Genomic DNA, 22,704 nt, shown 5'->3' on the forward strand with positions numbered 1-22,704 from the left:
CCGCCGGCACTCGCAAGCTGATTCGCAGATGTCATAGGCCCAAGGGGCCGCTGCGCGGCCCATCGCGGCCAGGTCCGCTCCTACAGGTGTTGCAGCGTTCAATTCCTTAACTGACCGGCATTAGGGCAAGCCCAGAGTTCCACTGCGGGCTGATCCGCATCAGGTGGACCCAGCCAGTCACTCAAGGGTTGGCATCCGTCTCCCTGGCATATCTGGTAATCACCTGCCTGGGGCGTTCGAGCCAAGCGCAAAGGCTGCAAAGGCTGCATAACGGGCTGATAGTGCCAGCTGCCGTCCCCGAACCGGGCACTGGGTGGTATCTCCATTCCCGCACCGGAACCCTTGACCCTGGCGCTGAGCAGTTGAATGCCCTGAGCAGCGACATGGTAATCTTCCTCCCAGCGCACTTTTTCAACCGTGTGCTGCCAGGCCAGGGTGAAATCCGTGACCGCCAGTTGCGCCCAAATCACCCCGGCCCAACCCATGCACAATCCCGTCACGGGCAAACCAGCTCCCTGCGTTGCGCGCGCCAGAAGTGCTGAGCCAGCAGCAGCGCCGCACAGATAAAGCCCAGTTCATCGCTCCATGGCACTACCAGCACCAGGCTGATACCGATCAATAGCCCCGCCAGCCGCTCCCACCACAACATCCTTTGCGTCAGGAACCCGGTAAACACCGCACCCCACAGACCGATCGCCACGACCGCCTTGAACAGTACATACAACGTGGCCGACACACTGTCGCCCTGCAACATCAGCGCCGGGTCGTAGACGGCCATGAACGGCACCACAAAACCGGCAATGGCGATACGTACGGCCCACAAGCTGATCTTCAGCCCCTTCTCCCGGGCAATCGGTGCGGCGGCAAAACACGCCAGGGCTACCGGTGGGGTAAGGTCCGCGAGAATGCCGAAATAAAACACGAACATGTGCGACACAATCAGTGGCACGCCCAGTTCCAGCAGTGCCGGCGCGGCAATCGAGCTGGTAATGATGTAATTGGGAATGGTCGGAATACCCATGCCCAGCACCAGGCAGGTGAGCATGGTCAATAACAGCGACAGAAACAGGTTGTCCTGCCCCACCGCCAGAATGTAGCCGGCAAATGCCGAAGCCACCCCGGTCAGCGAAACCACGCCGATAATCACCCCCACCAGCGTGCACGCAATACCCACGGGCACCGCATGCCTGGCACCTTCGACCAAGGCATTCAGACACAGGGTCAGCGTCGGCCTCGCGCCCTTGATCAGCATGCAGACGACGACCAGCAAGCTGATCACCGCGAACACCACGCCGATCCCCAACTGGAAAAAGCCGGCGCACAACAAGCCCAGGGACACCCAGAACGCGCAGCGTAAACCGAGGGACGGGACACGCAGAATAATTGCCGAACCCAGAATGACAATCGCCGTCAGCGCCAACCCCACGGTGCCGGAAAACAAGGGTGTACGCCCGGAAAACAGCAGATAGATCAATACAGACAGCGGCACCAGCAGGTACCAGCGCTGCTTGACGGCCTGCCAGGGATCCGGGCACTGGTCTTTGGGCAACCCCTTGAGATTGGCGCGCCGCGCTTCCAGATGGACCATCCAGAACACCGATCCGAAGTACAGCAAGGCTGGCAGCAAGGCGGCCTTGGCCACCTCATGGAACGGCACGTTGATGGTCTCGGCCATGATGAAGGCCACAGCGCCCATGACCGGCGGCATGATCTGGCTGCCCATGCTCGACGTAGACTCGACGCCCCCGGCAAATGCGGGTTGATAACCGAAACGTTTCATCAAAGGGATCGTGAACTGGCCGGTGGTGACCACGTTCGCCACGCCGGAGCCCGTGATCGTGCCCATCAGTGCCGAAGACACTACCGAAACCTTGGCCGGCCCGCCGATCTTATGCCCGAACATCCCCATGGCAAAATCGGTGAACAGCTTGATCATGCCCGCCTGTTCAAGAAAAGCACCGAACAGAATGAACAGGAAAATATAGGTCGCCGATACATAGGTCGGTGTACCGTAAAGCCCTTCGGTACCGAACGCTAACTGGTTGATGACCTGACTCAGCTCATAGCCTCGATGCGCCAGGTCACCCGGCAAATACTCACCCAGCAGGGCATAGAGCAGAAACATGGCACAGATGGCAGGCAGGGCAACGCCCATGACCCGCCTTGCCGCCTCGAACACCAATGTCACAAGCATCAGACCGATGAGCAGATCCGCTGTCGTCAACTCACCAGAGCGCTGGATCAGATCGGCTTCGAACACCCACTGATAGGCGGCGGTCACCAGACCACACACCCCCAGCACCCAGGCCAGCGGTTGCCACGGGCGGCGTTGCCCCATTGCCGGATAGCAGAGGTACACCAGCAACAACAGGAAGCCGACGTGAACCGCCCGCAGCACTTGGCTGGACACCGGATGAAACGCCGCAGTGATGATCTGGAAAATGGAAAACAATAATGCAACGTAGAACAACGTCTTCGGCCAACTGCTCGGGCTTGCCGACAAACCCTGGTGGTGCTCACTCATAAAAAATCCATCAATCTGAAAAATTCACGGAAACATGCAGTACGGGCCAGGCAGCAGCGGCGGATCAAAGAGCACCGGCTTCTCGGTAAAAGCGCTCGGCGCCCGGATGCAGGGGGATGGGCAGGCCCTGACTGGCAGTCTTCAAGGTGATGTCATTGGCGGCAGAGTGAGCCGTACCCAGGCGTGCGAGGTTATCGAACATCAGCTTGGTCATTTGATACGCCAACTCGTCCGACACTGCGCTATGACTGAGCAGGATGTTGTTGATCGCCACCGTCGGAACATCGCGGTCCTGGCCGTCATAGGTGCCCGCAGGAATCACCGCTGGCTGGTAAGCCGCATTGCCTATCGCGACGGTGACGTCTTCAGGGATGGCGACAAAGCGGATTTTCACCGTCGCGGCCAGATCACGAATGGCGGCCATACCCAAACCGGAAGATTGCAGGGTGGCGTCCAGCTGACGGTTTTTGATCAGTTCCACCGATTCGGCATAGGGCAGAAACTGCACTTGTGCCATGTCTGCGTAGCTCAGCCCTGCAGCCTTGAAAATGGCGCGGGCATTCAGTTCAGTGCCCGACTTCGGGGCTCCTACCGAAATGCGCTTACCCTTCAAGTCGGCCAATTCGACGATGCCGGAAGCCTCACTGGCAACAATCTGGATGTAATTGGGGTAGGTGTTGGCAATCGCTCGCAGCTGGGTCAAAGGAGCCTTGAAACCCGCTTCGGCATTGCCCTGCCAGGCGTCCGCCACCGAATCCCCCAGCGCCAGGGCCAATTCGCCGCGACCGGCCTGCAGCAGGTTGAGATTCTCCACCGAAGCCTTGGTCGCCTGCACCGACACCTTGACCCCGGAAATACCATTACCGTATAGCTGCGACAAACCCACGCCAATGGGGTAATACACGCCGCTGGTGCCGCCGGTAAGAATATTGATAAAGGTGGGGGCGGCAAATGCCGTTGTACTGGCGGTAAACGCCAGAGCAGCCGCTAAGAGGCTGAAACTCCTGATCCTGGGCATAGGTCATTCTCCGTTTTCGGGGCATTTTTATTGGCCGCCAAAACAGAGCCCCTGCATGGCGGAGAAGGCGTTGTACCAGAAGGGAAGAAATGAGTTAAGCGCAGAAACAATAGGAATCATGTAGGCATTTGCCGCTATTTGTAGGAAAAATCCTATAACTTCAGCCTTTTGAAAAACCACCAAAATACTGAAAGTAATCAGCAGATACGCGAGCTAGAGAGGTATTAAAACGCTTCCCGGCTCGTGCCGCCCTCGCTCACTCCAACGCTTGGAGCGAACAAAAGCCTAAGCCTGAGAAATGCGATGACACAGTTTCACCGCCCTCAACACTAGAATCAGAACACCTTGGCACCAACTTCCACTACAGCAGCTGATTGCCGGCGGCCTTATTGCAAGGCCGCGATATTCCCCAAATGATTACGGCCGCTCGCCATACCAACGCGGCGTGTACACCCACTCACCACCGCCCGGTTTTGCAAACACGCAGGTCAAGGAAGAGCCGATCAAAACCATCGTACGCATATCGACTTGCTCGGGCGTCAACTCACCCAAGGTCGTCACCCGCAGGCTCTGCCCCGGGCGGGCAATGTCGCGCCCCAGCACCACGGGCGTTTCAGGCGCGCGGTGGCGAGCGACGATTTCCAGCGCCCGCCCCAGTTGCCAGGGCCGCGAACGCGAGATCGGGTTGTAGAACGCCATGGCCAGGTCAGCCTGAGCGGCGAGGTCCAGGCGCTTCTCGATGATCTCCCACGGTTTCAGGTTGTCCGACAGCGACAGCACGCAGAAATCATGGCCCAGCGGCGCACCGGCCTGGGCGGCGGTGGCCAGCGATGCCGAAATGCCCGGCAGGATTTGCAGGTCGACCTGATGCCAGGCCGGGTCGCTGGACTCATGCAGCGCTTCGAGCACCGCAGCCGCCATGGCGAAGACGCCGGGGTCACCGGACGACACCACAATGACCGAACGCCCTTGCGCCGCCAGCTCGAAGGCATGCCGCGCGCGCTGCATTTCTTCACGGTTGTCCGTGCAATGCTGCACTTGGTCGGCGCGGAACGGGCCGGCCATGCGCACGTAGGTTTCGTAACCCAGCACATCGGTGCAACGTGCAAGTTCGGCCTTGACCGCAGGCGCCATCAATTCGTCGGAGCCCGGGCCCAGACCAATCACCGCCAGGCGACCACGGGCGCGGCCAATCTGCTGCGGGTCCAGTGGCTGACGGCAGACGGCGATGGCCAGGTCCGCGCTGACGTCAATCGGCGGCAGTAATTGCGGCACGGCCTGTTCAGCCATTTGGCTGATGCTGGTGGCGGGCGCCACAAACCGTAGGGCCACCCCCAGCTGGGACGCCGCGTCGTGTAATAGGGGGTTCGCCATATCGGTGTCGGCGGCCAGCAGGCAGGCCAAAGATGGCAAGGCGATGCGTGCCGCGTGCAAGGCTTCACGCACGGCAGCGGCCACGTCCGGCAACCGAGCGCTCACAGCCACGGCGACGCAACGCGGGTAGATCAGCAATTGATCGGCAGCAGGCTCGCGCTCAGCGCAACCGACTCGAATGGTCAACGCTGCCTGCGGGTCCTCGGGCAATTGCGCCTGAGCCAACCAGGGCGCATCGCCCTCGACTCGCACGCTGGCACCGCCAAGCAGGTCCGAGACAAAGCGCTTGCCCAGTTCCAGATCGCCCAAGGCATAGCCACTGGGTGGGCTGAGCAGGCAGGTACCGAAACGAAGCTCGCCACTGGTGGTGATGGCCGCCGCCACGCCCAGACCGGCAGCGATCTCTCGCGCCATCAGGTTCACACCGCCCAGACCGCCGAGCAATGGCACGACGGCGCTGCCGTCTTCGGCAACGGCCAGTACCGGTGGTTCGGCGCCCTTTTCCAGCAGGACGCTGGCGAGGGTGCGAATCACAATACCGGCCGCGCACAGGGCGATGATCGGGGTGTCCTGTTGATAGAGCTGGCGCAGGGTCGTGCCGAACTCGACGTAGGTGCGATCAGCGCCTTCAACCCGTTCGACCAGCCCATGGATCAGGGCATCGGGATACAGCTGCTGGATCTTGCGCGCCGTGTTGAGGCTGCCTTGGCCGAGGATGACGATGGCGGGCGTGTGTCGAGTCATCAACCTTGCCACCGTTCGCCGGGCACGATGATCAAAGAGAAGTAAGGCGACGAGGTCGGGTCGACTTCATCCAGCGCAACGATCTTCTGGTTGGCCATGGTCGCCCGCTCCACATACAGCGCGCGCTCGGCCAGGCCCAGCTCGCTCAGCACTTCACGGACCTTGGGGAAATTGCGGCCCAGCTTCATGATCACCGCCGCATCGGCATCGACCAGGCGACGTTTGAGCTCATCATGGGGTAGCACACCCGAGAGCACCGACAGGCTCTGGTTGCGGTACACCAGCGGCGCACCGAGCACCGAAGCCCCGCCGAGCATCGAGCAGACACCCGGAATCACCTCGGCGTCATAGCGCTCGGCCAGACGGTCATGCAGGTACATGTAGGAGCCGTAGAAGAACGGATCGCCTTCACAGATCACCGCCACATCGCGACCGGCGTCCAGGTGCGCCGCCACCTCGAGGCTGGCGGTATCGTAGAAATCGCTGATGACCTGTTCATAGGACAGCGGCGCCGGCAGCACTTCGGTGGTCACCGGATACACCAGCGGGAGCAATTGCTGCTCGGCCTGCAGGTGCGCTTCGATGATGCCGAAAGCGTTGCCTTTCTTGCCCTTGGCGACGAAGTACGCCACCACCGGCGATTCACGCAGCAGGCGCAGCGCCTTGACGGTGATCAGTTCCGGATCACCGGGGCCCACGCCCAGGCCGAATAAACGTCCACGCGCCTGCATCATTCGACCTCCGTGGCCAGGGCATTGACTGCCGCGGCGGCCATGGCGCTGCCGCCACGACGACCTTCGACGATCACGAACGGCACGCCACGGCTATCGGCCGCCAGCATCGCCTTGGACTCGGCAGCGCCGACAAAGCCCACCGGGAAGCCCAGGATCAGCGCCGGTTTCGGGGCACCGGCGTCAATCATTTCCAGCAGGTAGAACAAGGCGGTCGGCGCATTGCCGATCACCACCACGCTGCCTTCAAGGTGCGGCCGCCACAGTTCCAGGGCGACGGCCGAGCGGGTGTTGCCCAGCTCCCGGGCCAGGTCCGGCACGCTGTCATCCTTGAGGGTGCAGATCACTTCGTTGTTGGCGGGCAGACGGGCACGGGTGATGCCCTCGGCCACCATCCGCGCATCGCAGAGGATCGGTGCGCCGGCAGCCAGCGCATCACGCCCGGCCTTGCCGGCGCCCGGCGAAAAACGCAACTCATCGACCACTTCGACCATGCCGCAGGCATGGATCACCCGCACGGCAAGCTTTTCCAGGTCGGCCGGAATGCGGTCGAGCCGGGCTTCTTCGCGAATGATCGCGAAGGAGTTGCGATAGATCTCCTGACCATCGCGGATGTAATCAATCATCAAGGTTGCTCCGTGAGCAGGCGTCGAGCGTCAAGCCTGCTTCTTTCAAGGTGAGGTTGCTCGCCCGCAAGGCCCCGAAACCCGGGTGCCGCGCGTCGCGCAGGTATAAGTCATAACGGCCCGGCGCTACCGCCAGCAGGGTGGCCGGCGCCGTGTGGGCGCAGGCGCAGGAGCGACGGCAGCCGCTCAGGTGCACGCTGGCAACGGCGTCGCTGTTGTTCAGCAGGTTGGCCAACTGCCGGGCATCGGCCTTGGTGTCGGCCAGCCCCTTCGCGCAGCCGGCAGAACCGGTACAGGCCAGCAGGCGGGCCAGCGGTGCCCGGGCATCGACCAGCAGGCCCAGGGCCTGCAGAGCTTTTATCAATTCGGCGGCCTGCGTGGCGGGCACATTGGGCAGTAGCAGGCTTTGCCAGGGCGTCAGGCGCAGCGTGCCGTCGCCATAGCGTTGGGACAGGTCGGCCAGGCCGCGCAACTGGCGGGCATCGAAGCGACCCAGTTCAGGTGCCGCACCTATCGAGACGGCTTCGCCGGTGGCTTGTGGATAAGTCCCCAGATGCCCACTGCCGGCGTGCACAGGGCGACGCCACTGCACAACCGCCGAATCGCGCCGCACCTCAAGCTCCAGCCCGGCCATAAACGCGTCAAGGGAAACCACGCTCAGCAACTGGCGCATGCGCGACTGTTCTGCAGTGGCCAGATCAAGAAAACGCTCCAGCACAGCGAGTACCAGCGCATGCCCCTGACCCACAGGCACCGCACCCACGGGCGAGTCCTCGCCAGGGCAACCGCCAAGCCCGAAGGCCAGCCAGATCTCGCCATCCAGCCGCAGGGTCGACAACCACAGATCATGGTGGTGGTCGAGCATCGCCAGGCCTTCGCCGCCATCCAGCTGCAGGGCGAACTTGGCCGAGAGCTGATGGAAGCGTTCGGTGCGTTCAAGTGACTGCAGGATCTGCCCGGCCAGCGGGCGCGTGTCCAGCAGCATCTGTGGATCGAGACCGGCGCTGGGGCTGAGCATCAGGTTGCGCACATCGTCGCCGCCGGCATGGCTGGGGCCGAGTCCGGCCGCCAGCAGCAGGTCGATCAGATCAGGGTGCTGATTGCCGACCCCGCGAATCTGCAGGTTGGCCCGGTTGGTCGCTTCGATCACCCCGCTGGCATGTCGCTCGGCCGCGTTGGCAATGGCCAGTGCCTGGGTGGCCGTCAGGCAACCACCCGCCAGCTTCACCCGGCAGATGCCGCCGTCCAGCGCCTGGACGATGCGCAACAACCCCGGGCAAGCCGAGGGACGGGGCAATTCTGGGGTGGCGCGGGCCGAAACAGGCTCGTTCAAAAGGTCATCCGACAATCGTGGAAAAGGCGCTTGTGTGTAGAAGGCGCGGTATTATGCCTGCTTTGTCCGAAGGCATGAAAAGCCTGCCTGTCGGATTGGCGTGGAATGAGGATGTGGGATGTCGCCCTGGCTGACAGTAGTGGGAATCGGTGAAGACGGCTTCGCCGGACTGGGCAAGCGCGCCCGGCGGGCGTTGCTGGGGGCGACGCAGGTGTTTGGCAGCCAGCGCCAGCTGGACCTGCTGCCACGTTGCATCGTTGCCGAACGCCTGTTGTGGCCGAGCCCGTTCTCGTTGGCCCCGGTGCTGACCCGGCGCGGCCAGCCGGTGTGCGTGCTGGCCAGCGGCGACCCGATGTTCTATGGCGTCGGCGCCAGCCTGGCGCGCCAGCTGGCGGCCGAAGAGCTCAACGTGCTGTCCGCGCCGTCATCGTGCTCGCTGGCGGCCGCTCGCCTGGGCTGGCCATTGCAGGATGTGGTGATTGTCTCGGTGGTCGCCCGCCCGCTGGCGGCGATCAATACGCACCTTTACAGCGGCGTACGCCTGTTGGTGCTGAGCAACGACGGCAGCACCCCCGCCGCGATCGCCGCGCTGCTGAACGAACGCGGTTTCGGCCCCAGCCGCATGACCGTGCTGGAACATCTGGGCAGCGATACTGAACGACGAATCGAGGGCAGCGCCAATGACTGGCCGGCAGAGGATATTGCCGCACTGAACCTGGTCGCCATCGAATGCCAGGCCGGCGCTGATGCGCCACGCCTGTCTCCGGTGAGCGGATTGCCGGACAACGCCTTTCGCCACGACGGCCAGATCACCAAACGCGATGTACGCGCCATCACCCTCGCGCGCCTGGCCCCGCAACCGGGTGAACTGCTCTGGGATGTCGGCGCCGGCAGTGGTTCGATCGGCATTGAATGGATGCGCGCCCACCCCAGCTGCCGTGCCCTGGCCATCGAGGCCGATGAAGGTCGCCAGTTGCTGATCGAACACAACCGCGACGCCTTGGGCGTGCCCGGCTTGCAACTGATTCGAGGCCGCGCGCCGCAAGCACTGGCAGGGCTGGAGCGACCAGACGCGATTTTTATCGGCGGCGGCGTCACCCGCGAAGGCGTGCTGGACACCTGCTGGGAACAGCTGCGCCCTGGCGGCCGGCTGGTCGCCAATGCCGTCACCCTGCAAAGCGAACTGACGCTGGTCGATTGGCGGGAACGCCATGGCGGCGAGCTGACCCGCGTCCATATCGCCCAGGCACAACCGCTGGGCAACTTCGACACCTGGCGCCAGGCGCTGCCGATTACCCTGCTTGAAGCGACCAAACCCCTCGATGCGTAACGAAACCGGCGAACAAGCGCGCCCCTTGCGCAGCGGCCTGACCACCGGCAGTTGCGCCACCGCCACGAGCCTGGCGGCAACACGCCTGCTGCTGACAGGCGAAGTCAGTGACGCCGTGGAAATCACTTTGCCCAAGGGCAAGCGGGTGCAGATGCGCCTGGAATTCTGCCGCCTGCTGGGCGATGGCGCCGAAGCCGGAACGATCAAGGACGCCGGCGACGACCCGGACGTGACCCACGGTGCCCTGCTCTTCAGCCAGGTCCGCTTGCTCGATACACCGGGCGTACGCTTCAAGGCCGGCAGCGGTGTCGGTACCGTGACCCGCCCCGGCCTGGTGCTGGCAGTCGGCGAGCCGGCCATCAACCCTGTGCCGCGCCAGATGATGACTGAACACTTGCTGCGCCTGGCCGAAGACTGCAGCTACAGCGGCGGTTTTGAAGTGAGCGTGAATGTGCAGGATGGCGCGTCGCTCGCGCTGAAAACCATGAACCCGCGGCTAGGCATTCTCGGCGGCCTGTCGATTCTGGGCACCAGCGGGATCGTCCGGCCGTTTTCCTGCGCGGCTTATATCGCCTCGATCCATCAGGGTATCGATGTGGCCAAGACCAATGGCTATGAACACGTTGCCGCCTGCACCGGCAACGCCAGTGAAGACACCATGCGCGGGGTCTACAACCTGCCGGAAATCGCCCTGATCGAAATGGGCGACTTTGTCGGCGCGGTGCTCAAGCACCTGCGCAAAGTGCCGGTGGCCCGGCTGAGTCTGTGTGGCGGCTTCGGCAAGATCAGCAAGCTGGCCGCCGGGCACATGGATTTGCACAGCCGCCATTCGAGCATCGACCTGCCCCAGCTGGCGGGCTGGGCGGCCGCCATCGGCGCTGATGAAGCGCTTCAAGAGGCGGTTCGCCAGGCCAACACCAGCCAACAAGCCCTGGCACTGGCCAGCGCCGCCGGCATCGCACTGGGCGATGAGGTTTGCCGTCACGCCCTGGAGTTTGCTCAAAGCGTGGTGCCTGCCCAGGTGCAAGTGGAAGTCTTTGCCATCGACCGCCAGGGCGGCATTGTGGGCCACGCAGGAGCCTTTGCATGAAACGCATTCTATTACTCGGCGGCGTCACCGAAGCGCTGGCCATCGCCCGCACGCTGGGCCCCGAGCATGTCTACAGCCTGGCCGGCATTGGCCGTGTGCCGAGCGATCTCGCCTGCCAGGTCCGCGTCGGAGGCTATGGCGGCGCCGACGGGCTGGCAGCCTACATCCGCACTGAAGGGATCACCCTGCTGATCGATGCCACTCACCCCTACGCCGCGCAAATCAGCCAGAACGCCGCGACCGCTGCGCACATGGCTGGCATCGATTGCTGGGCCTTGCGCCGCCCGGCATGGCAGCCACAGGTCGGCGATGACTGGCGCGAAGTGGACGACTGGGCCGGGTTGATCGAAGCGCTCGCACCGTTCAAACGCCCGCTGTTCACACTGGGGCGCGAGCCCTTGCAGCACCTGGACGAAATTCCGCCGCAGCAGTTCTGGACCTTGCGGGCGCTGGATGCCTGCCCGGGCAATGAGCGTTGCGAGGTGATCGGTGCCCGCGGGCCGTTTCAACTGGAGGATGAGCGTGCGCTGTTCGAGCGCCGGCAAATCGATGTGCTGATCAGCAAGAACAGCGGCAGCAGTGCCACCGAGCCCAAGCTTGAAGTGGCCCGGGAAAGAGGCGTGCCGGTGTTGATTCTCAAGCGCCCGCGGCTGCCTGAAGTGTCACGCACGTTTTCTTCGCCCATTGCGTTACTTCAGGAATTGGCCCGGGGCTAAACTTTTTTTTTTGCCCCTGCGCCACCGCGATCTCCCGCCCTACAAGCAAAGCTGACAACCCCAACCTCACAGGCCATGGCACGTTGCAACAAAATGTGGGAGCGGATTTATCCGCGAAGCGCCGCGCGGGCGGCGCTCGATCTCAAGAGCAATGGAAAAACCAAGGCAGGCACCTCGCACGGCTCATGCGATCGGCTGGCAGGCCCTCGCCCTCCTCCATCAGAATGAAGAGGGTTGCCTGAGGACCGTATCAAGGCTTCCAAGTGCTTGCCTTGGGTTTTCCGGCGCTGCCGAAATCGAGCGCCGCCCGCGCGGCGCTTCGCGGATAAATCCGCTCCCACATTTTGTTGCAACGTGCCATGGCCTGTGAGATTGGAGTTGCCAGCCTTTTTGTTCGGCTTTAGATCTGTGTGGTTTCGGTGTGGCTTTCCCGCAATTGCGCGATGAACCTAAACTTTGCCTGTCGCTCGCGGCGATTTTTCGTACAAAGCTTGATCCTGAATCTGCGTCATATCACCACAGTCCGGCATTTGTACTTGTCGCGGTACATCTGGCTAAATAGTCAACATTTACCCCATCCCCTGGATGCGCCCATGCCCCGACACCGGCTCGCTGATGCCTGAATCGCCTGCTCCCCGCGCGCGTCTGCTCTGGCCTGATTCGCATCTTGCACTACCGTGTATTTCAATAGACCGGAGAAACACCATGCTGAAGAAAGCACTTGCCGTGGCGGCCTTGATGCTGCCCGTCTGTTTTGCCCAGGCCCAGGACTACAAGGTGGGGGATCTTGAAGTCACGCAGCCCTGGTCCCAGGAGCTGCCGCCGAACGCACCCAACGTCGCGGCCTATTTCGTGGTGAATAACCATAGCGCCCAGGCCGATCGCCTGCTCAGCGTCGACAGCCCGGTGTCAGACAACGCCCAGCTGCACGAACATGTGAACACCGATGGCCTGATGAAAATGCGGCAGGTGCCCAACGTCGAGGTGCCCGCCCACCAGCAGGCCGTGTTCGCCCCCGGCGCCCACCATGTGATGTTGATGGCGCCCAAGGACCGCAGCCTGCTGCAGGACGGCAAGCAGTTTCCCTTGACTCTACACTTCGAAAAAGCCGGCGCCTTGACTGTCAATGTCGAAGTCCGGCGCGAACCGCCAAGTCACCAGACCAAGTCCATGCACGCCCAATAACCTGAGCCAAGGCCCTCGTGAACGCTCGCCGCAACAGCCAGCAAGGTCTTTACCGCCACGTACGCGGGACCTGGTTGAGCCTGTTCGCCATGCTGATGATCTTCGTCGGCCCGCTGGTGTCCCAGTCGGTGCCGATGGACCATCGCATGGGCATGTCTATGCCAACCTCGATGGACATGCCGGCAAGCATGGCCATCGAGCATGGCGGACATGAGGCCGGGCACAGTACCCACGGCGGCTCCGAGCTGCATGCGTTATGGGAGAAATGCGGCTATTGCACCCTGTTCTTCCACTGCCCGGCCCTGCCCCAGGCGCTGAGCCTTATCACCGTAGAGGCGCCCCCGGCCGCTACGCTGCACCGCGCCCAACCGCTTGCGGGCCATGCCCGCCAAGCCGTGTTCCCCGGCGCCCGGACCCGCGCCCCGCCCCAGCTCGATCGCGTCTGACTTTCACACCACCCCGTTTGCTTGCTGACCCGTGCCCTGCGCGGGCAGCGGGCTGCGCGTGGCTTTTCGACCGATTGTTGTTGGTAAATTCATGTCCCGTTCCACTGCTGTCTTATGCCTGTCCCTGCCAGGCACCCTCGCTGCTGTCTGCGGCACCCTGCTCAGCCCCTCGGCCATGGCCGAGGAGCATGTGCATGAACTGTCCGAGCTGAGCCCGACGGTCATCACCGCGATCGCCCCCAGCTCGCCGCTGACGGTGGTCACCAACCCCAAGGACCCGCGCCAGCCGGTGCCCGCCAGTGATGGCGCCGATTACCTGAAAACCATTCCCGGCTTCTCGGCCATCCGCGCCGGTGGCACCAACGGCGACCCGGTGCTGCGGGGTATGTTCGGCTCACGGCTGAACATCCTCACCAACGGCGGCATCATGCTCGGCGCCTGCCCCAACCGGATGGACGCACCGACCTCGTATATTTCCCCGGAAACCTACGACCGCCTGACGGTCATCAAGGGCCCGCAATCCGTGCTCTGGGGGCCGGGCGGCTCGGCGGGCACCATCCTCTTCGAGCGTGAACCGGAGCAGTTCGGCGAGCTGGGCAGCCGGGTCAATGCCGGTGTGCTGGCCGGCTCCAATGGCCGCTTCGACAAGGTGCTCGACACCGCGGCCGGCAATGAAACGGGCTATGTGCGCTTCGTCGGCAACCAGTCGCAGTCCGATGACTATCAAGACGGTAACGGCGACACCGTGCCGTCGCGCTGGCAGAAGTGGAACGGCGATGTCGCTGTCGGCTGGACCCCGGACGCCGACACCCTGCTGGAACTGACCGCGGGCAAGGGCGATGGCGAATCCCGCTACGCCGGGCGCGGCATGGACGGCTCGCAGTTCAAGCGTGAAAGCCTGGGCCTGCGCTTTGAAAAATCCAGCCTCGGCGAAGTGTTCGACAAGGTCGAGGCCCAGGTCTACTACAACTACGCCGACCACGTGATGGACAACTACAGCCTGCGCACCCCGTCAGGCACCGGCATGATGGCCGGCCCCATGGCCTCGAACGTCGACCGCCGCACCCTCGGTGCGCGCATCAAGGCCACCTGGCACTGGACCGACGTGCAGCTGATCGGCGGTATCGATGCCCAGACCAACGAACACCGCGCACGCAGCGCCATGGGCATCGACACCTACAAGCAGCTGCCGTGGAACAAGGACGCCGATTTCCACAACTACGGCGTGTTCAGCGAGCTGACCTGGTACGCCGGCGAACGCGACCGGGTCATCACCGGTGCCCGGTTGGACCGGGCCTCGGCCAGGGATTACCGCCAGACCACCGGCTCGGGAATGACCAGCCGCCCCAACCCGACCGCCGACCAGACCCGCGCCGAGACCCTGCCCAGCGGTTTCGTACGCTATGAACATGACTTGGCCGAGTCCCCGACCACTCTGTATGCGGGCCTGGGCCATGCCCAGCGCTTCCCGGATTACTGGGAGCTGTTCTCCCCCGGCATGGGTCCGACCGGCTCGGTCAATGCCTTCGATGCAATCAAACCGGAGAAGACCACCCAGCTGGACTTCGGCGCCCAGTACAAGACCGAAACCGTCGAAGCCTGGGCTTCGGCCTATATCGGCCAGGTCCGCGATTTCATCCTGTTCGACTACCGCCCCGGCATGATGGGCAGCACCTCCCAGGCGCAGAACATCGACGCGCGGATCATGGGTGGCGAGCTGGGCGCGGCCTGGCAGTTCACCTCCAACTGGAAGGCCGACGCCACCCTGGCCTACGCCTGGGGCAAGAACAGCAGCGACGACAAGGCGCTGCCGCAGATGCCGCCACTGGAAAGCCGGCTGGGCCTGACTTACAGCCAGGATGCCTGGAGTGCCGGTGCGCTGTGGCGACTGGTCGCGGCGCAAAACCGCATCGACCAGAACGCCGGCAACGTGGTCGGCAAGGACTATGAAAAAAGCGCGGGCTTCGGGGTGTTCTCGTTCAACGGCGCGTACCGCGTCAGCCGAAACGTGAAGCTCAGCGCCGGCGTCGACAACCTGTTCGACAAGGCCTACGCCGAGCACCTGAACCTGGCGGGCAACGCCGGCTTCGGCTACCCGGCCAATGACCCGCAAGCGATCATGGAGCCGGGCCGCACGCTCTGGACCAAGGTCGATTTCAGTTTCTGATTTACCCGGCAGGCGCAGCCGCCGGCTGCGCCCTCCCCATGGCAACACCAGGAGCGCTCCCCATGAGCCAAACAAAAATATCGTTCTACAACCTGGCCTGGCGCTGGCATTTCTATGCCGGCCTGTTCGTTGCACCCTTCATGGTGCTGCTGGCACTCACCGGCATCATCTATCTGTTCAAGCCGCAGCTCGACCCTTTGATGTACAGCGACCTGATGACGGTCCCGGCCAGCCATCACACGCTCGCCGACGACGAACAACTGCACCGGGTCCAGGCCGCCTATCCACAGGGCCAGGTCAGCCAGTACCTGCCACCGCTGAATGCCGAGCGCAGCAGCCAGTTCGTGGTGAACCAGGATGGGCGTGAGCTCAATGTGTTTATCAACCCTTACACCGGCGCATTGCTCGGCGAGCAGGATGCCAAGGACAACCTGCAAGCCATCGCCCGCGCCCTGCACGGCGAGCTGATGATCGGCACGCTCGGCGACCGCTTGATCGAACTCGCCGCCGGCTGGGGCATTGTGCTGGTGGTGTCCGGCCTGTATCTCTGGTGGCCGCGTGGCAAGGCGTCGGCAGGGGTCCTCTGGCCGCGCCTGCACAGCCGAGGCCGGCTGTTCTGGCGTGACCTGCACGCGGTGATCGGTTTTTGGGGCGGAGCCTTCCTGCTGGTGATGCTGCTCAGCGGCATGACCTGGACCGGCTTCTGGGGCAAGCAATTCTCCCAGGTCTGGAACACCTTTCCGGCGGCCATGTGGACCGATGTACCGAAGTCCGACCGCGAAGCCCGCGACCTCAACACCGCCACTCGCCAGACCGTGCCCTGGGCAATGGAAAACACCCCGATGCCGGTCTCCGGCGCTCATGCCGAACACGCCGGCCACGGCGCCCCCAGCGCCGGCCCGGCAGCGCCACAGATCAGCCTGCAGCAAGTCCAGGACATCGCCACCGAGCGCAAGGTCGAACCCGGTTACAGCATCACCCTGCCGACCACCGCTGAAGGTGTGTACACCATTGCCGTGTTTGCCGACGACCCGCGCAACGATGCCACCCTGCACGTGGACCAGTACAGCGGCCAGGTGCTGGCCGATGTGCGCTGGGAACACTACAACCTGGTTGCCCGCGCCACTGAAACGGGCGTGATGCTGCATGAGGGCAAGATGTTCGGGCCGGTCAACCAGATCATCGTGCTGCTGATCTGTCTGATGATTCTGCTGAGCGCCGTCAGCGGCGTGGTGATGTGGTGGAAGCGTCGCCCGCAAGGCAGTTTCGGTGTGCCGCCGCTGCGCCATGATCTGCCGAAGTGGAAGACCGCGATCGTGATCATGATCGGGCTGGGGGTGGCGTTTCCGCTGGTGGGCGCGTCCCTGTTGACGGTGTGGCTGCTGGATTGGGGTGTGTTGTCGCGCCTGGGTCGCCAGGCCGAAACCGCCTAGTTTTCCCTTAATGTAGGAGCGGACCTGGCCGCGATGGGCCGCACAGCGGCCCCTTGGGCCTGTGACATCTGCGACTGAGCTTGCGAGTGCTGGCGGTTTCTGAATCGCCGGGGCCGCTTCGCAGCCCATCGCGGCCAGGTCCGCTCCTACAACAGCATTTCTCCCAGTCAATTCCAGCCCGACGCACCATCCCCGAGCAAGACGATGTGCAATGCACCCCTGTCAGGCCCCGACCTGGTGCAACCCTGCGCCCCTCAACATCCTGTAACCGCCGAACCAACGGGTTTGTACACACTTCGGCACACCCCTTGCTACAGAGCCCTTCAGAAGTCGCCATCTGCCCACTAAAAAAAATCGTCAACGGAGATTGCACAATGAAGCGTCGCAGCGTGATCAAGGCTTTCACCCTCTCGGCATCGATTGCCGCCATGGGCTTGAGCTTCACCCTTCAGGCCGCCGAGACCATCAAGGTCGGCATCCTGCATTCGTTGTCCGGGACCATGGCCATTTCTGAAACCTCGCTCAAGGACATGGCCTTGATGACCATTGACGAGATCAATGCCAAGGGTGGCGTGAACGGCAAAATGCTCGAACCGGTGGTGGTGGACCCGGCGTCCAATTGGCCGCTGTTTGCCGAGAAGGGCCGCCAGCTGCTGACCCAGGACAAGGTCGCGGTGGTGTTCGGCTGCTGGACGTCGGTGTCGCGCAAGTCGGTGCTGCCGGTGTTCGAAGAGCTGAACGGGCTGCTGTTCTACCCGGTGCAGTACGAAGGTGAAGAGATGTCGCCCAACGTGTTCTACACCGGCGCGGCGCCTAACCAGCAGGCCATTCCCGCGGTTGAATACCTGATGAGCGAAGAAGGCGGCGCCGCCAAGCGCTACTTCCTGCTGGGCACCGACTACGTCTACCCACGCACCACCAACAAGATTCTGCGCGCCTTCCTGCACTCCAAAGGCGTGGCCGACAAGGACATCGAAGAGGTCTACACCCCGTTCGGCCACAGCGACTATCAAACCATCGTGGCGAACATCAAGAAGTTCTCCGCCGGTGGCAAGACCGCGGTGATCTCCACCGTCAATGGCGACTCCAACGTGCCGTTCTACAAAGAGCTGGCCAACCAGGGCCTGAAAGCCACCGACGTACCGGTTGTGGCGTTCTCGGTGGGCGAGGAAGAACTGCGCGGCATCGACACCAAGCCGTTGGTGGGCCACCTGGCCGCCTGGAACTACTTCGAGTCGGTCGAGAACCCGGTCAACACCCAGTTCGTCAGCGACTGGAAAGCCTACGCCAAGGCCAAGAACTTGCCGGGTGCCGACAAGGCCGTGACCAACGACCCGATGGAAGCCACTTACGTCGGCATCCATATGTGGGCCCAGGCGGTCGAGAAAGCCAAGTCCACTGACGTCGACAAGGTCCGTGCAGCCCTGGCCGGCCAGAGCTTCAAGGCGCCGTCGGGCTTCACCCTGACCATGGACAAGACCAACCACCACCTGCACAAGCCGGTGATGATCGGCGAGATTCAGGATGACGGGCAGTTCAGCGTCGTCTGGCAGACTGAGCAGCCGCTGCGTGCACAGCCGTGGAGCCCGTTCATTCCGGGCAATGACAAGCGTCCGGATTATGCGGTGAAGGGTAACTGAGTGAGCCCCTGGGGCCGCTTTGCGGCCCATCGCGGCTAAAGCCGGCGCCTACAGAACCGCGTCGAGACCGGCCCCTGTAGGAGCCGGGCTTGCCCGCGAGAGGCCCGCCCAGGCAACACACATTCCAAAGCTGTTCCCACCCCCTGACGGACACCGATATGCTCACGGCCCTCCACCGTCTCCTTCTCGGACTTCTCCTGCTGCTGCCCCTGGCCGCACACGCCAGCGAAGCCGACTATTTCATGTCCGCCAACCCGTCCCGGCAGGCGACCCTGCTGCAAGGCTGGGCGGCACAACCCGAAGCCGCGCGCCTGCCGCTGCTCGAAGCCCTGCAACAAGGCCGCCTGCCGGATGACGAGCGCAAGCTGCGCCTGAACAACCGCCTGCGTGGCTTGATCGACAATGCCTTGGCCAGCCATCGCCTGCTCGCGGATGATGCCGCGGTGCGCCTTGCGGCCGCGCAACAACTGCAAAAAACGGCACAACCGGCCCAGGTCGCCTTCCTCGACCGACGCTTCGCCGCCGAAAACAACGAAGCCGTGCACGCCGCCCTCGGCCTGGCCCTGGCCAATCTGCAACTGGTCGATCAGGACCCGGCAGTCCGTCTGGCGGCGGTAAGACTGCTCGGTGAAACCGGCGACCCAATGGCCCGCACACGGCTGGAAAGCCTGTTGGACCCGGCCGTGGAAACCGACGCGAGAGTGCGCACGGCGGCCGAAACCAGCCTGGCCCAGGTCAAGCGCAAGCTGCTGCTGGGCGAGATCATCGGCCAGGCCTTCACCGGCATGTCGCTGGGTTCGATCCTGCTGTTGGCGGCACTGGGCCTGGCGATCACCTTCGGCCTGCTCGGGGTGATCAACATGGCCCACGGCGAGATGCTGATGCTCGGCGCCTACGCCACCTATGTGGTGCAGGTGCTGATGCAGAAGCTCGCGCCCGGGGCCTTGGCGTTCTACCCGCTGGTAGCCTTGCCGGTGGCGTTCTTCTTCACCGCGGGCGTCGGCATGCTGCTGGAGCGCACGGTGATTCGTCACCTCTACGGCCGTCCGCTGGAAACCCTGCTGGCGACCTGGGGTATCAGCCTGATCCTGATCCAGGCCATCCGCCTGATCTTCGGTGCGCAGAACGTCGAGGTCGCCAACCCGGCGTGGCTGTCGGGCGGGCTGCAAGTACTGCCCAACCTCGTACTGCCCTATAACCGCATGGTAATCATCGCCTTCGCGCTGTTTGTGGTGGTGCTCACCTGGCTGCTGCTGAACAAGACCCGCCTGGGCCTGAACGTTCGCGCCGTCACCCAGAACCGCAACATGGCTGCCTGCTGCGGCGTGCCCACCGGCAAGGTCGACATGCTCGCCTTCGGTCTGGGCTCCGGTATCGCCGGCCTCGGGGGTGTTGCCTTGAGCCAGATCGGCAACGTCGGCCCAGACCTGGGCCAAAGCTACATCATCGACTCGTTCCTGGTGGTGGTGCTCGGCGGCGTCGGCCAGCTGGCCGGCAGTGTCTCGGCCGCGTTTGGACTGGGCATCGCCAACAAGATCCTCGAACCGCAAATCGGCGCGGTATTGGGCAAAATCCTGATCCTGGCGCTGATCATTCTGTTTATCCAGAAACGTCCGCAAGGTCTGTTCGCATTGAAAGGACGGGGGATCGACTGATGAATCAGCCATTGATGGTAACCGCCGCGCAAAAGGCCGGCCCCAAGGTGACGCTCGCGGTCGGTGGCCTGGTGCTGCTGGTGCTGCTGGCCTTGCCGCTGCTGTCGCTGCTGCCGGCAGACAACAGCCTGCAAGTCTCGGCCTACACCCTGACGCTGGTCGGCAAGATCCTCTGCTACGCCATTGTCGCGCTGGCGCTGGATCTGGTCTGGGGCTATGCCGGGCTGCTCTCGCTCGGCCACGGCCTGTTCTTCGCCCTGGGCGGCTACGCCATGGGCATGTACCTGATGCGCGAAGCGGCCGGCGACGGCCTGCCGGCGTTCATGACCTTCCTGTCGTGGAGCGAGCTGCCCTGGTACTGGGTGGGCACCGACCACTTCCTCTGGGCCCTGTGCCTGGTGGTACTGGCGCCCGGCGCGCTGGCGTTCGTGTTCGGCTACTTCGCCTTCCGCTCGCGGATCAAGGGCGTGTATTTCTCGATCATGACCCAGGCCCTGACCTTCGCCGGCATGCTGTTGTTCTTTCGCAACGAGACCGGCTTTGGCGGCAACAACGGCTTCACTAACTTTCGCAGCATCCTGGGCTTTGACATCACCTCCCAGGGCACCCGTGCGGTGCTGTTTCTGCTGACCGTGTTGCTGTTGGTCGCCAGCCTCGTGCTCGGCTGGCGCCTGGCCCGCAGCAAGTTCGGCCGGGTGCTGACCGCGCTGCGCGATGCCGAGAACCGCCTGATGTTCTGCGGTTACGACCCACGGGGCTTCAAGCTCTTTATCTGGGTGCTGAGCGCCGTGCTGTGCGGTTTGGCCGGAGCCTTGTACGTGCCGCAGGTGGGCATCATCAACCCCAGCGAGATGTCGCCGACCAACTCGATTGAAGCCGCCGTCTGGGTGGCCCTCGGCGGGCGCGGCACGCTGATCGGCCCGCTGCTGGGCGCAGGCCTGGTCAACGGCATGAAGAGCTGGTTCACCGTGGCCTTCCCCGAGTACTGGCTGTTCTTCCTGGGTGCCCTGTTTATCGTGGTCACCCTGTACCTGCCCACGGGCGTCATCGGGCTGATGAAAAAGAGGGGCGAACAATGAGAGGCGTTCCACTCCCGGCCGTGCACCCCGAGTTCATGATGGAACCGGCCTACGACCCCCATCAGGACGCCGGCAGCAGCCGCGACGCTATCGGCCTGGGCATGCGCACCGACGGCAAGGCCCTGAACACCCGTCACGGCACGATCCTGACGCTGGAGGACATCAGCGTCAGCTTCGACGGCTTCAAGGCCCTCAATGACTTGAACCTGTACATCGGCGTCGGCGAGTTGCGCTGCATCATCGGTCCCAACGGCGCCGGCAAGACCACGATGATGGACGTCATCACCGGCAAGACTCGGCCGACGGCTGGCAAGGCCTGGTTCGGCGAAACCCTGGATTTGACCGACATGAGCGAGGTACAGATCGCCCAGGCCGGCATCGGCCGCAAGTTCCAGAAGCCGACAGTGTTCGAAGCGCTGAGCGTGTTCGAGAACCTGGAGCTGGCGCAGAAAACCGACAAGTCGGTGTGGGCCAGCTTGCGCGCACGCCTGTCCAGCGAGCAGAAAGACCGCATCGACGAAGTGCTGCAGACCATCCGCCTGAGCCCCTCGGCACACCGCCAGGCAGGTCTGTTGTCCCACGGCCAGAAGCAGTTTCTGGAGATCGGCATGCTGTTGATGCAAGACCCGCAACTGCTGTTGCTCGATGAGCCGGTGGCCGGCATGACTGACGCCGAAACCGAGTTCACCGCCGAGCTGTTCAAGACCCTGGCCGGCAAGCATTCGCTGATGGTGGTGGAACACGACATGGGCTTTGTCGGCTCGATTGCCGACCACGTCACCGTGCTGCACCAGGGCAGTGTCCTGGCCGAAGGCTCGCTGGAGCAGGTGCAGGCTGATGACCGGGTGATCGAAGTCTATCTGGGCCGCTAGAGAAAAAAGGATCCGTACATGCTGCAAGTCGACACGCTTCACCAGTACTACGGCGGAAGCCACATCCTGCGCGGCCTGTCTTTCCAGGTGAAGGTCGGGGAAGTCACCTGCCTGCTCGGACGCAACGGCGTGGGCAAGACCACCCTGCTCAAATGCCTGATGGGCCTGCTGCCGGCCAAGGAAGGCAGCGTGAACTGGGAAGGCAAGCCGATCACCGGCTTCAAGCCGCACCAGCGGGTGCATGCCGGCATCGCCTATGTGCCTCAGGGTCGCGAAATCTTCGCTCGCCTGACGGTGGAAGAAAACCTGCTGATGGGCCTGTCGCGCTTCCCCGGCTCCGAAGCCAGGGAAGTGCCGGCGTTTATCTACGAGCTGTTCCCGGTCCTGCAGCAAATGAAACACCGACGCGGCGGCGATCTTTCCGGAGGCCAACAGCAACAGCTTGCCATTGGCAGAGCGCTGGCGAGCCGTCCGCGCCTGTTGATTCTCGACGAACCCACCGAAGGCATTCAGCCGTCGGTGATCAAGGAAATCGGCGCGGTGATCAAGAAGCTCGCCGCGCGCGGTGACATGGCGATCCTGCTGGTCGAGCAGTTCTACGACTTTGCCGCGGAGCTGGCCGATCAGTACCTGGTGATGTCGCGTGGCGAGATCGTCCAGCAAGGCCGTGGCGAAAATATGGAAGCCGAAGGTGTGCGCGGGCTGGTTACCATCTAACCTGCCAGGCGCTGCCCAGAAGAA

Annotated in this window: 19 protein-coding genes; 12 read left to right on the forward strand and 7 right to left on the reverse strand. The window is 63.4% G+C overall.

The genetic code is table 11. The annotated features are described in order from the left end of the window. Positions 1-98 precede the first annotated feature (98 nt). The 7 genes from GUY40_RS09085 to cobG form a co-directional block, all read right to left on the reverse strand. On the reverse strand, positions 99-500 hold the full coding sequence (locus tag GUY40_RS09085) for a DUF1850 domain-containing protein (protein WP_166568620.1): 402 nt from the start codon (positions 498-500) through the stop codon (positions 99-101). Beyond that, positions 497-2,524 (reverse strand): TRAP transporter permease, encoded by a 2,028-nt coding sequence (locus GUY40_RS09090; protein WP_166568621.1) that lies wholly within the window; start codon positions 2,522-2,524, stop codon positions 497-499. Before GUY40_RS09090 ends, GUY40_RS09085 begins: the two co-directional genes overlap by 4 nt. A 64-nt stretch (positions 2,525-2,588) precedes the next feature. Next, on the reverse strand, positions 2,589-3,542 hold the full coding sequence (locus tag GUY40_RS09095) for a TAXI family TRAP transporter solute-binding subunit (RefSeq protein WP_166568622.1): 954 nt from the start codon (positions 3,540-3,542) through the stop codon (positions 2,589-2,591). A gap of 417 nt (positions 3,543-3,959) precedes the next feature. After that, positions 3,960-5,660, reverse strand: a complete 1,701-nt coding sequence (gene cobJ / locus GUY40_RS09100) for a precorrin-3B C(17)-methyltransferase (protein ID WP_166568623.1) — start codon at positions 5,658-5,660, stop codon at positions 3,960-3,962. Beyond that, positions 5,660-6,394, reverse strand: a complete 735-nt coding sequence (locus tag GUY40_RS09105; RefSeq protein WP_371924756.1) for a precorrin-2 C(20)-methyltransferase — start codon at positions 6,392-6,394, stop codon at positions 5,660-5,662. The genes cobJ and GUY40_RS09105 overlap by 1 nt, the downstream gene beginning before the upstream one ends. Beyond that, on the reverse strand, positions 6,391-7,017 hold the full coding sequence (locus GUY40_RS09110) for a precorrin-8X methylmutase (protein ID WP_166568624.1): 627 nt from the start codon (positions 7,015-7,017) through the stop codon (positions 6,391-6,393). Before GUY40_RS09110 ends, GUY40_RS09105 begins: the two co-directional genes overlap by 4 nt. Next, the gene (cobG, locus tag GUY40_RS09115) at positions 7,010-8,350 is read right to left on the reverse strand and encodes a precorrin-3B synthase (protein WP_166568625.1); all 1,341 of its coding nucleotides are present in this window, start codon (positions 8,348-8,350) and stop codon (positions 7,010-7,012) included. Before cobG ends, GUY40_RS09110 begins: the two co-directional genes overlap by 8 nt. 118 nt (positions 8,351-8,468) lie before the next feature. Between cobG and cbiE the strand changes: the two genes are divergently transcribed. The 12 genes from cbiE (at position 8,469) to urtE (ending at position 22,680) form a co-directional block, all read left to right on the forward strand. Then, a complete protein-coding gene (cbiE, locus tag GUY40_RS09120; protein WP_166568626.1) occupies positions 8,469-9,680 on the forward strand; it encodes a precorrin-6y C5,15-methyltransferase (decarboxylating) subunit CbiE in 1,212 nt (403 codons plus the stop codon). Further along, positions 9,673-10,770, forward strand: coding sequence for a cobalt-precorrin-5B (C(1))-methyltransferase (locus tag GUY40_RS09125; RefSeq protein WP_166568627.1), 1,098 nt, complete (start codon positions 9,673-9,675; stop codon positions 10,768-10,770). The genes cbiE and GUY40_RS09125 overlap by 8 nt, the downstream gene beginning before the upstream one ends. After that, complete coding sequence (locus GUY40_RS09130; RefSeq protein ID WP_166568628.1) at positions 10,767-11,486, forward strand: cobalt-precorrin-6A reductase; 720 nt, start codon at positions 10,767-10,769, stop codon at positions 11,484-11,486. Before GUY40_RS09125 ends, GUY40_RS09130 begins: the two co-directional genes overlap by 4 nt. A 705-nt stretch (positions 11,487-12,191) precedes the next feature. Continuing rightward, the gene (locus GUY40_RS09135; RefSeq protein WP_166568629.1) at positions 12,192-12,671 is read left to right on the forward strand and encodes a copper chaperone PCu(A)C; all 480 of its coding nucleotides are present in this window, start codon (positions 12,192-12,194) and stop codon (positions 12,669-12,671) included. 17 nt (positions 12,672-12,688) lie between these two features. Further along, complete coding sequence (locus tag GUY40_RS09140; protein WP_371924758.1) at positions 12,689-13,117, forward strand: DUF2946 domain-containing protein; 429 nt, start codon at positions 12,689-12,691, stop codon at positions 13,115-13,117. Positions 13,118-13,208: 91 nt separating this feature from the next. Further along, positions 13,209-15,284 carry a TonB-dependent copper receptor gene (locus GUY40_RS09145; RefSeq protein WP_166568630.1) on the forward strand — a complete coding sequence of 692 codons (2,076 nt, stop codon included), beginning with the start codon at positions 13,209-13,211 and terminating at the stop codon, positions 15,282-15,284. 62 nt (positions 15,285-15,346) lie between these two features. Next, entirely contained in the window at positions 15,347-16,717 is a 1,371-nt protein-coding gene (locus GUY40_RS09150) for a PepSY domain-containing protein (protein WP_166568631.1), read from the forward strand. A gap of 374 nt (positions 16,718-17,091) precedes the next feature. Beyond that, positions 17,092-18,357 carry an urea ABC transporter substrate-binding protein gene (urtA, locus tag GUY40_RS09155; RefSeq protein WP_166568632.1) on the forward strand — a complete coding sequence of 422 codons (1,266 nt, stop codon included), beginning with the start codon at positions 17,092-17,094 and terminating at the stop codon, positions 18,355-18,357. A gap of 158 nt (positions 18,358-18,515) precedes the next feature. Further along, positions 18,516-20,012, forward strand: a complete 1,497-nt coding sequence (gene urtB, locus GUY40_RS09160) for an urea ABC transporter permease subunit UrtB (protein WP_166568633.1) — start codon at positions 18,516-18,518, stop codon at positions 20,010-20,012. After that, a complete protein-coding gene (gene urtC, locus GUY40_RS09165; protein ID WP_166568634.1) occupies positions 20,012-21,091 on the forward strand; it encodes an urea ABC transporter permease subunit UrtC in 1,080 nt (359 codons plus the stop codon). Before urtB ends, urtC begins: the two co-directional genes overlap by 1 nt. Further along, positions 21,088-21,963, forward strand: coding sequence for an urea ABC transporter ATP-binding protein UrtD (urtD, locus tag GUY40_RS09170; protein WP_166568635.1), 876 nt, complete (start codon positions 21,088-21,090; stop codon positions 21,961-21,963). The genes urtC and urtD overlap by 4 nt, the downstream gene beginning before the upstream one ends. Positions 21,964-21,981: 18 nt before the next feature. Further along, positions 21,982-22,680 carry an urea ABC transporter ATP-binding subunit UrtE gene (gene urtE / locus GUY40_RS09175; RefSeq protein WP_166568636.1) on the forward strand — a complete coding sequence of 233 codons (699 nt, stop codon included), beginning with the start codon at positions 21,982-21,984 and terminating at the stop codon, positions 22,678-22,680. The last annotated feature ends 24 nt before the right edge of the window (positions 22,681-22,704 follow it).

It is taken from the genome of Pseudomonas sp. R5(2019), from assembly GCF_009905435.1.
GTDB lineage: Bacteria > Pseudomonadota > Gammaproteobacteria > Pseudomonadales > Pseudomonadaceae > Aquipseudomonas.

Excerpts from the sequence above, each read along its gene's own strand:
- GUY40_RS09090 (WP_166568621.1), bottom strand. The coding sequence starts at position 2,524 with ATGAGTGAGCACCACCAGGGTTTGTCGGCAAGCCCGAGCAGTTGGCCG.
- GUY40_RS09095 (WP_166568622.1), bottom strand. The coding sequence starts at position 3,542 with ATGCCCAGGATCAGGAGTTTCAGCCTCTTAGCGGCTGCTCTGGCGTTT.
- cobJ (WP_166568623.1), bottom strand. The coding sequence starts at position 5,660 with ATGACTCGACACACGCCCGCCATCGTCATCCTCGGCCAAGGCAGCCTC.
- GUY40_RS09105 (WP_371924756.1), bottom strand. The coding sequence starts at position 6,394 with ATGATGCAGGCGCGTGGACGTTTATTCGGCCTGGGCGTGGGCCCCGGT.
- GUY40_RS09110 (WP_166568624.1), bottom strand. The coding sequence starts at position 7,017 with ATGATTGATTACATCCGCGATGGTCAGGAGATCTATCGCAACTCCTTC.
- cbiE (WP_166568626.1), top strand. The coding sequence starts at position 8,469 with ATGTCGCCCTGGCTGACAGTAGTGGGAATCGGTGAAGACGGCTTCGCC.
- GUY40_RS09125 (WP_166568627.1), top strand. The coding sequence starts at position 9,673 with ATGCGTAACGAAACCGGCGAACAAGCGCGCCCCTTGCGCAGCGGCCTG.
- GUY40_RS09130 (WP_166568628.1), top strand. The coding sequence starts at position 10,767 with ATGAAACGCATTCTATTACTCGGCGGCGTCACCGAAGCGCTGGCCATC.
- GUY40_RS09135 (WP_166568629.1), top strand. The coding sequence starts at position 12,192 with ATGCTGAAGAAAGCACTTGCCGTGGCGGCCTTGATGCTGCCCGTCTGT.
- GUY40_RS09145 (WP_166568630.1), top strand. The coding sequence starts at position 13,209 with ATGTCCCGTTCCACTGCTGTCTTATGCCTGTCCCTGCCAGGCACCCTC.
- GUY40_RS09150 (WP_166568631.1), top strand. The coding sequence starts at position 15,347 with ATGAGCCAAACAAAAATATCGTTCTACAACCTGGCCTGGCGCTGGCAT.
- urtA (WP_166568632.1), top strand. The coding sequence starts at position 17,092 with ATGAAGCGTCGCAGCGTGATCAAGGCTTTCACCCTCTCGGCATCGATT.
- urtB (WP_166568633.1), top strand. The coding sequence starts at position 18,516 with ATGCTCACGGCCCTCCACCGTCTCCTTCTCGGACTTCTCCTGCTGCTG.
- urtC (WP_166568634.1), top strand. The coding sequence starts at position 20,012 with ATGAATCAGCCATTGATGGTAACCGCCGCGCAAAAGGCCGGCCCCAAG.
- urtD (WP_166568635.1), top strand. The coding sequence starts at position 21,088 with ATGAGAGGCGTTCCACTCCCGGCCGTGCACCCCGAGTTCATGATGGAA.
- urtE (WP_166568636.1), top strand. The coding sequence starts at position 21,982 with ATGCTGCAAGTCGACACGCTTCACCAGTACTACGGCGGAAGCCACATC.